The following is a 6,718-nucleotide window of genomic DNA, read 5'->3' on the forward strand; positions in this document are numbered from 1 at the left end:
GTCCTTCTCCGCCGACGCGGACGGCACCGCGTGGGCCGAAGGCGTCGGTGTCCTGGTCGTCGAGCGACTGTCCGACGCCCGACGCCTCGGCCACGAGGTACTGGCCGTCGTGGCCGGAACGGCCGTCAACCAGGACGGCGCCTCCAACGGACTCACCGCACCCAGCGGCCCCGCCCAGGAACGTGTTATCCGCGCCGCCGTACAGGACGCCGGAATCTCCTTCTCCGGCGTCGACGCCGTCGAAGCCCACGGCACCGGCACCGTCCTCGGCGACCCCATCGAGGCACAGGCCCTCCTCGCCACATACGGCAAGGAGCGGGACGGCGGCCAGCCGCTCCTCCTGGGTTCGCTGAAGTCGAACCTCGGACACGCCCAGGCCGCCGCCGGCGTCGGCGGCGTCATCAAGATGGTCATGGCCCTCCAGCACGGCGAACTGCCCGCCTCGCTCAACGTGAGCAAGCCGAGTGAGCTGGTCGACTGGGAGTCGGGCGGTGTCGAAGTCCTCACCGACCCGCGCCCCTGGCCCGCCACCGAGGACAAGATCCGCCGGGCCGGAGTCTCCTCCTTCGGCATCAGCGGAACCAACGCCCACGTCGTCCTCGCCGAAGCCCCCGCGCAGCCGCCCACGCCCACGGCCGATTCCGTGGACGGCGACTCCGCCCCCTTCTGGGTGCTGTCCGGCCGTACCGAACCGGCGCTGCGCGCCCAGGCCACCGCACTCGTCGACGCTCTGGACACCCTCGACGACGTGTCCGTCCTCGACCTCGGCCGCGCCCTGGCCACCACCCGTACCGCCCTCGACCACCGCGCGGCCGTCACCGCCGAGGACCGCGCCGAGGCCGTCGCGGCCCTTGGCGCGCTCGGGCGCGGTGAGGCGCACGCCGCCCTGGCACTCGGCACGGCGCGCCCCGACGCCGGACTCGCCTACCTCTTCACCGGCCAGGGCAGCCAACGGGTCGGAATGGGACGCGAGTTGTACGAGGCGGATCCCGTCTTCGCCGCCGCGCTCGACACGGTGTGCCGTGAACTCGACGCCTGCCGCGCCTCCGTCCCCGGCACACCGCCGATCCGCGACGTGATGTTCCACGACGCCGAGGCACTCGACCGCACCGAGAACACCCAGTGCGCTCTCTTCGCCCTCCAAGTCGCGCTGTTCCGGCTGCTCGAAGACCGGGGCCTGGCGCCGGACGCCGTACTCGGCCACTCCATCGGCGAGTTCGCCGCCGCCCACGTCGCCGGGATCCTCACCCTGCCCGACGCCTGCGCGCTGGTCGCCGCGCGCGGCCGCCTCATGCAGGCCCTGCCGTCCGGCGGGGCGATGATGGCCGTCCAGGCGTCGGAGGACGAGGTCGGCGCACTCCTCGAGGGCCGCGAGCACGAGGTGAGCATCGCCGCCGTCAACGGTCCCCTGGCCGTCGTCGTCTCCGGCGACGTCGAGGCCGTCGAGCAGGTGGCCGCCGAGTTCGCCGCCACCGGCCGCAAGACGCGGCGGCTCGTCGTCAGCCACGCCTTCCACTCGCACCGCATGGACGGGATGCTCGACGCGTTCGCCGCCGTCACCGCGAGCGTCCGGTACGCGGAGCCGCGCATCACGATGGTGTCCACCGTCACCGGCGGCCCCGTCGACGTCACCGCCGACTACTGGGTCCGGCAGGTACGCCGGGAAGTACGGATGTCCGACGGTCTCGCCGCCCTCCACGACCTCGGGATGCGGACCTTCCTCGAACTCGGCCCCGACGGCGTGCTCTCGGCACTGGGCCAGGACGCTCTGGACGACGACGCTCTGTCCTTCGTCCCCGTCCTGCGCCGCGGCCGGTCCGAGCGGCGCACCCTGGCCGCCGCGCTCGGCGCCCTGCACGTCCGGGGCCGTACCCCGGACTGGCGGGCCGTGTTCGGCCCGGGCCGGACCCCCGGCCTGCCCACGTACGCCTTCCAGCGTGAGCGGTACTGGCTGACCGCGCACGGCACCGAGGGGCCGGCCGGCCATCCGCTGCTCGGCACCGCCGTCGAACTCGCCGAATCCGGGCAGACCGCGCTGACCGCCAGGCTCAGCCGTCGCACCCACCCCTGGCTCGCCGACCACGCCGTGCTCGGCTCGGTCCTGCTGCCCGGCACCGCCTTCCTCGAACTCGCCGCCCGCGCGGGCTCGCAGACCGGCACGCCGCGCGTCGCCGAGCTCACGCTGCTCGCCCCCCTGGTGATCCCCGAGGAGGGCCGCACCGAGGTACAGGTCCTGGTGGCCGCACCCGGTGACGACGCTCTGCGGGTGGTGACCGTGCACGCCCGCACCGAGACGCCGGACGGCGCCACCGAGCCGTGGACGCTGCACGCCACCGGCACCCTCGCGCCGCACGACACGGCGGCCGCGACGGCCACGGGCCGGCGGCCCGCCGCCGATGCCGAGTCCCTGCCGCTCGACGGCTGTTACGAAGGGCTCGCCGTCGCGGGCTACGCCTACGGCCCGGTCTTCCGGGGCCTGCGGGCCGCGTGGCGGGACGGCACGGAGCTGTTCGCCGACGTCGCCCTGCCGCCGTCCGTCACCGACGCCGCCTCCTACGGGCTGCACCCGGCGCTGCTCGACGCGGCGCTGCACCCGATCGTCATGGCCGCCCTGGACGACGGCGACCGCCGTCTGCTGCCCTTCTCCTGGCGCGGCGTGACCGTCCACCAGCCGGGTGCCCGTGCGGCCCGCGCCCTGATCGCCCCCACCGGGCCCGACGCGGTGTCGCTGACCCTGCTCGACGAGTCCCACGCGGTGATCGCCGAGGTCGAGGAGCTGCTCCTGCGCCCGGTGAGCGACACCGTGGCCGTACCCCGGTCGCTCCACCGCCTGGACTGGAAGCCGGCCACCGCGGAATCGGACCACGCTTCCGGTCCGTCCGCTTCGGAGCCGTCTTCGGCCGTCGCACTCGGCTCCGCGGACCTGGGTGTCGGCCCGCGGTACGCCGATCTCACGGCACTGGCGCAGGCCCTCGATACGGGGCTTCCCGCCCCCGCGGTGGTCTTCGCGCCGCTGGCGGACCTCGGGGACGTCGCGGACCTCGCGCACAGCCCGGCGGTCGGTACCCGGCCCGCCGTACACCACGCGCTCGCCCTCCTCCAGGAGTGGCTGGGCGACGACCGTCTCGCCGACTCCCGGCTCGTGCTCGTCACCCGGGCGGCCGTCGCCACGGCACCCGACGCCGACGTGGACCCGGACGCCGCGGCCGTATGGGGTCTCGCCCGCTCGGCGCAGACCGAGAACCCCGGACGGGTCGGACTCCTCGACGTGGAGTCCGCCGCCGACTGCCGTGCCGCACTGCGACTCATCGGCACGGAACCGCAGCTCGCGGTGCGCGACGGGGACGCGCTGGTGCCCCGGCTCGGCCGGGCGACGGCCGGCAGCGCCCTGGTACCCCCGGCCGGGGTGACCGCATGGCGGCTCGAGGTGCGCGAACGCGGAACCCTGGACCACCTGGCGCTCGCTCCCTGCCCCGAGAACCTGGCCCCGCTGGGCGAGGGCGAGGTGCGCGTCGCGGTGCGCGCGGCGGGCGTCAACTTCCGTGACGTCCTCAACACCCTCGGCCTGTACCCCGGCGACCCCGGTCTGCTCGGCCTCGAAGGGGCCGGTGTGGTGACCGAGGTCGGGCCCGGTGTCCCAGGGCTCGCCGTCGGCGACCGGGTCATGGGCCTGTTCTCCGGGGCGTTCGGCCCGGTGGCCGTCGCCGACCACCGGCGGGTCGCCGTGATGCCCGCCGACTGGACCTACGCCCAGGCCGCCTCCGCGCCCATCGTGTTCCTGACCGCCTACCACGCCCTGGTCGACCTCGCGGGTCTGGCCCGGGGCGAGCGCGTGCTGATCCACGCCGCCGCGGGCGGTGTCGGCATGGCCGCCGTCCAGCTCGCCCGGCACCTGGGGGCGGAGGTCTACGGCACGGCGGGCCCCGCGAAGTGGGACGCCCTGCGGACCTTCGGCCTGGACGGGTCGAACCTGGCGTCGTCCCGCACCCTGGACTTCGAGGCCGCGTTCGGCGCGGCCACCGGAGGCCGCGGCATGGACGTCGTACTGAACTCCCTCGCCGGTGAGTTCGTGGACGCCTCCCTGAGGCTGCTGCCGCACGGCGGCCGCTTCGTGGAGATGGGCAAGACGGACCTGCGCGACCCCGCGCTGGTCGGGGCCGACCACCCCGGAGTGGACTACCGCTCCTTCGACCTGCTCCAGGAGCCGGCCGAACGGATCGCCGAGATGCTCACGGCCGTCCTGACGCTGCTGTCGTCGGGCGCGCTGACGCCGCTGCCGTTCAGCACGTGGGACGTCCGCCGGGCACCGGAGGCGTTCCGGTACGTCAGCCAGGCCCGGCACATCGGCAAGGTGGTGCTCACCCTGCCCACGGCCATCGATCCGGACGGCACCGTCCTCATCACCGGCGCCACCGGGGCCCTCGGCGGACTGGTGGCCCGACACCTGGTCACCGGGCACGGCGCGCACCGCCTGCTGCTCGTCAGCCGCCGTGGCGCCGACGCGCCGGGCGCAGGGGAACTCGCCGCGGAGCTGCGCGGGTTGGGCGCCGAGGTGACGCTCGCCGCCTGCGACACCGCCGACCGCGACGCGCTCGCGCGGCTCCTCACCAGCGTACGGCTCACCGCAGTCGTCCATGCCGCAGGAGTGCTCGACGACGGCGTGATCACCGCGCTCACCCCCGAGCGTCTGGACACCGTGCTCGCCGCCAAGGCCACCGCGGCCCGGAACCTGCACGAACTGACCCTGGACCAGGACCTCTCGGCGTTCGTCCTCTTCTCCTCCGTCATGGGTGTCATCGGTGGCGCCGGCCAGGGCAACTACGCCGCCGCCAACGCCTACCTGGACGCCCTGGCCCAGCACCGCAAGGCACGGCGTCTCCCCGCGCTCTCCCTGGCCTGGGGCATGTGGGCGGACACGGCGGGAAGGCCGGGCGCCGCCGGGATGGCGGGTGCCCTGTCCGAGGTCGACCGGGTACGGATCGCCAGGACCGGCCTCGCCCCCATCGACCGGGCGGAGGGCCTCACCCTGCTCGACGCGGCACTGCGGACGGACGCCGCCGCGCTCGTTCCCGCGCCCCTGGACCGTGCCGCGCTCGGCGCCCTCGGAGCCCAACTCCCGGTCGTCCTGCGGGATCTGGCTCCCGCCGCCCCACGGCCGGCCCAGGCGACGACTGCGGTCACGACCCCGGCGACCGGGACCCTTCGCGACCGACTCGCCGTCCTGAGCGCCGCCGAGCGGGAGGAACTCCTGCTCGATCTCGTTCGGGTACAGACCGCCGCAGTACTCGGCCGGTCCTCCGCGTCCGGTATCCCCGCCGACCGGCCCTTCAAGGACATGGGCTGCGACTCGCTCACCCTCGTGGAACTGCGCAACAGGCTGCAGACCAGCGCCGATCTGCGGCTGCCCGCCACCTTCCTCTTCAACTGCCCCACGCCGCTCGCGGTCGTGGCGCACCTGCGCACCGAACTGGCACCGGACGACACGGAATCCGACGGTTCCACCCGCCACGCCGACACCGCCGACGCTGCCGGCCCCGCCGACCCGAACGCCGCACCCGGGCTTGTCGAACTCGACCGGCTGGAAGCGGCCCTCGCCGACCTGTCCGACGACACCCAGGACGATGTCAGAGCCGAGATCGTCCAGCGACTGCAGGCCCTGGTGGTCCGCGTACCGGCTCAGCGCACCCAGGAATCCGCCGACCTGACCGCACGGGTCCAGTCGGCGTCGGTCGACGAACTCCTCGCGTTCATCGACACCGAACTCTGATCCACCTCCGCCTCGCGGACCTCCCCACGGCCCGCCCTGCTCATCCTGTTCGCCCAGCTCATCCTGTTCGCCGCGCGCGGCGTGCTCCGGCACGTCGCACGGGCAGTCACGCCCGGCTCCGCGCGTACGCACAGCACGGCTTCACGACGCCTACGGGGGCATCATCACCATGACAACAACGGACAACGACAAACTGGTCGAATACCTCAAGCGCCTCACCCTCGACCTGCACCAGTCCCGTCAGCGGGTCCGCGAACTGGAAGCGGGCACCAACGATCCGATCGTGATCGTCGGCATGGGGTGCCGTTTCCCGGGCGGGGTGGACTCGCCCGAGGCCCTGTGGCAGGTCGTCGCCCAGCAGCGGGACGTGATCTCCGGCCTGCCGTCCGACCGGGGCTGGGATCTGGACGGGCTCTACCACCCCGACCCGGATCACGCCGGCACGTCCTACGTGCGCAACGGCGGATTCCTCGACGGTGCCGCCGAGTTCGACCCGGCCTTCTTCGGGATCTCGCCGCGCGAGGCGCTGGCGATGGACCCGCAGCAGCGGCTGCTCCTCGAAGTGTCGTGGGAGGCCCCCAGGAGTACGGTCCGAGGCTCGGCGAAGCCGGGGCGGCCGCCACCGGGTTCGGGCTCACGGGAACGACATCGAGCGTGGCCTCCGGCCGCGTCGCCTACACCCTCGGCCTTCAGGGCCCGGCGCTGACCGTGGACACGGCCTGCTCGTCGTCCCTCGTCGCACTGCACCTCGCGGTCCAGGCCCTGCGGTCGGGTGAATGCTCGCTCGCTCTGGCGGGCGGCGTGACCGTGATGTCGACCCCGGGCATCTTCGTGGAGTTCTCGCGTCAGCGGGGGCTCGCGGCGGACGGCCGGTGCAAGTCCTTCTCCGCCGACGCGGACGGCACCGCGTGGGCCGAAGGCGTCGGTGTCCTGGTCGTCGAGCGACTGTCC

At 74.1% G+C, this 6,718-nt stretch carries 1 protein-coding gene and 1 pseudogene; both read left to right on the plus strand.

Annotated features, from left to right (window positions below; all coding sequences use genetic code 11):
* On the plus strand, positions 1 to 5,767 hold a 5,767-nt coding region (locus tag IO20_RS0133815), incomplete at its 5' end, for a type I polyketide synthase (protein ID WP_037636964.1).
* 169 nt (positions 5,768 to 5,936) lie between these two features.
* Positions 5,937 to 6,718: pseudogene (locus tag IO20_RS0133820) on the plus strand (beta-ketoacyl synthase N-terminal-like domain-containing protein); the annotation flags it as partial.

The organism is Streptomyces exfoliatus (genome assembly GCF_000725545.1).
Taxonomy (GTDB): domain Bacteria; phylum Actinomycetota; class Actinomycetes; order Streptomycetales; family Streptomycetaceae; genus Streptomyces; species Streptomyces exfoliatus.